This is a genomic window from Streptomyces sp. NPDC048473, from assembly GCF_043200155.1.
GTDB lineage: Bacteria > Actinomycetota > Actinomycetes > Streptomycetales > Streptomycetaceae > Streptomyces.
On the sequence record NZ_JBICXE010000148.1, the window covers coordinates 1 to 3002 of the forward strand.

2 protein-coding genes and 1 pseudogene are annotated in these 3002 nt (G+C 66.3%); 1 reads left to right on the forward strand and 2 read right to left on the reverse strand.

The window, feature by feature from the left end:
• Positions 1 to 169 precede the first annotated feature (169 nt).
• Complete coding sequence (locus tag ACGFU7_RS47760) at positions 170 to 1699, forward strand: S1 RNA-binding domain-containing protein (protein ID WP_393705065.1); 1530 nt, start codon at positions 170 to 172, stop codon at positions 1697 to 1699.
• 223 nt (positions 1700 to 1922) lie between these two features.
• Here the strand turns inward: ACGFU7_RS47760 and ACGFU7_RS47765 are convergent, their stop codons facing one another.
• Positions 1923 to 2150 carry a hypothetical protein gene (locus tag ACGFU7_RS47765; protein WP_393705066.1) on the reverse strand — a complete coding sequence of 76 codons (228 nt, stop codon included), beginning with the start codon at positions 2148 to 2150 and terminating at the stop codon, positions 1923 to 1925.
• Positions 2151 to 2159: 9 nt separating this feature from the next.
• Positions 2160 to 2249, reverse strand: a pseudogene (locus tag ACGFU7_RS47770) (hypothetical protein); the annotation flags it as partial.
• Positions 2250 to 3002: the final 753 nt, after the last annotated feature.

Genomic DNA, 3002 nt, shown 5'->3' on the forward strand with positions numbered 1-3002 from the left:
CGAGTAGTCCTTCATCGCCATCGGCGGTCTTCTCGCTTCCCTCCGGATCAAGCAGATCCAGTATCAGCGTGTCCACCACTCAGGGGGAGGCCCCCACCGACTCCAATTCGCGGCCTGAGTGCTTGGCCCCTCAGTGCCTAGTGGCATTGCGCAGGGCCGCGTCCGAACCATGCTGGAAGATGGGGGCGTGCTGCCCTACGTCTATCGCGTTACCAAGTACGACCCCGCCGACCGTGATGAACACGGCCACTACACCGGTGCCGAGGACACGGTCAGCGACCACGGCCAGGTCGAGGGTGCCTACCTTCAAGCGATCGAGGCGTTCGCCTCAGACACTGGCATCGAGCGCCTAGCCGTGCGCGAGCCGCACCTCCCGGTGCCATTCGTGAGCGGGCTGGAGCCACCAATGGACGGCTTCGGGCTGGACGGTCTCTTCCCGACCGGGCCGGATGGTTTCCACGATGGTGCGGAGGTGTCGGTCGGTACCGCGATGGATCTTGTACGGGTCATGCTGCGCGACGGTGGCGTCTGGTGTCGGCTGGAGGTGGAGGACACCTTCGCCGTGCACGTGGGCTGGGACCAGTACATGTACATCGGCAGCAGTCGGTCCTGCGAAACCGCGGTGGCCCGGACCCGCGCGCTCAGGTTGTTCCCGGAGCGGACCGACGCCTCTCCGTACGACTTCGAAGCCGAGGACGAAGGCCCCCAGCGGCTGGCCGACGACGAATTCTGGGCCCATCTGCGCTGGTCGATGCATGGGAGCAACTCCAGAGTCCTGGAAGAGCAGTACGCCCACAACTCCGAGCGATGGCACCGCCTCACCCCCGACAACATCGACACGGTCCGCGCCGGGCTCGCTCCCCGAGCCCGGATGGCCATATGGCCGGACCTGTCCTCCGACATCGACGCGGTCCTCGCCACGCTCCCCGCCGAGGGCCACGTCGAGTGTGTCTGGCAGGACAGGGATGGCCGGATGCACAGCGCCAGCGCCGACGAGGACGAGTTCCCGGAGCTGACCGCCCGTCTCTCCGGCGCTTCCGCCGCAATGATCCTGTCCATGTACGCCGACGAACGCGTCCCGCTGCTCGCCGCCGTCCTGCCCGACAGTGACGGAGTGGTACGGGCTCGCTGGGAGATCGACCTCACCCCGAGCACCCGGAAATGGGCCTTCCTCAAGACTCTTCACCGAGGTGAGATCGTCACCGGCCGGGTGACCCGGATCGCCGATTTCTGGGTCACTTTTGTGGACATCGGCGGCTTCGAGGCGATGATCAATATCCCCGAGCTGTCATGGCGTCCCTTCAACCACCCCTCCGACGTCGTTGCCGTCGGCCAGGAGATCAGCGCCGAAATTCTCGACGTCGACCCGATCCGCGAACGGGTGTCACTGTCACTCAAGGCCCTGCACGAAGACCCGATGCCACTGCTCGCCGGGCAGATCGGCCAGACCATCATCGGCCGCGTCACCAAGCTCGTACCGTTCGGCGTGTTCGTACGCATCGAAGAGAAGGAGAACGGCTTCGAGGGGCTGGTGCACAACACCGAACTGGGCGACGGGCACCCGGACCATCCGCAGTTGGCCGTCCACGTCGGCGACGCACTCCCAGTGAAGATCCTGGACATCGACCCGGCCCAGCGCCGCATCACCCTCTCGCACCGGCAAGCGATCTCCGCCGGCCAGGACGAACCCGGCGCCTGATACGCACATACCCCGGAGCCCGACCTCACAGAGCGTCGTCATCCCCTGATTCTCACGAACACCGGTCCAGCCAAGGGGAGGGCGGCGGAGGTCGTGAGGAATGGCGCCGGCCGCTGAGGGCGGACATCGCAATGCGGAGTCGCTGCTTGGCGAGGTCTGTCATGGAGTGTCACGGAGGTAGAGGGCAGCGAGCCGCGGGAGTCGACGTCGCATCTCACCAGGGTCATCGAAGTCGAAGCTCCAGCAGCCGAAACGCCGTCGCCCGGCTCGGCAACTTCACCACATCCGCCCCGAACCGTGCGATCACCCGGGCCCGGGTCCGCTCGATGACCATCGTCCGTGACGGCTTCGACTCCCCGGTGTGCTCGACCATCACCTCCAATGCTGTCTCCACCCAGCGCTCGTCCGCCTTCGCCTGCGGCCTGTGGCCCAGCCCCTTCTTCCGGGCCAAACCCGCCTCTCCATGCTCGCGGAACTCAGCGACCCAACGCCGGACGGAGCGCTTGCCGACCCCGAGCTCCTCAGCCTTCGCCTCGTATCGGTCCTCCACAGGCGCCTCAGGCGAGTACTCGGGCCAGGGCTCGCCCCCACGTGCGAGTTCGGGCTGCCAGACCGATAGCCCGTGAGTACCTCACGGGCGTGCTCGGCCCGCTCAAGAACCTTCCGCTTCTCGTCCCTGCCAAGCTGCCCCAGTACGACAGAGGCGATCTCCTCGGCATCGTCTGCCGACGGTCCGTCGATTTCGGGGACGATGACGGCTCGGTCAGAGAACAACAACTCCCGGAGAGATGGGCGAAGAAGACGGCCCCGACCATCCTTTAGAACCACTTCGTTGCCCGCCGTGGTGGCAGCCATCTCCACCACCTCGATGGTCTCGCCGTCATAGCGGAACCGTGTACCGACACCGACCCTGGCTCCTGCCCTGCTCATGCCGCCCTCCTGAGCACATGCGAGGGCGTGATGGGCGTGCCGAGATCGACGGTGAAGTCCTGCTTCCGGAGCATACGCAGTACGGCGGCTCGAACTTGAGGCTCCGAACGACTCGGCGGCAAGCCCGTGGCCTGCCCCAGAGAGGCTCCGTCAAGCTCCACCCTGGCCAACTCATCCATGAGCGCCGGGCCGAACCGCCAGCCCCTGCGGTATCCGGCCAGGAATCGGATGTTCTCCAGCTCCACTGGTGGCGGCTCGGTCCAGACCTCGTACCGCCACCCCCCCCCATTACCGTCTTCGTTGGCTCCGCAATGGGGCTCCCGGCCTCCGGGCCCGGCATGACTTCCCCCCCTTGTTAACCATGACAATGCCG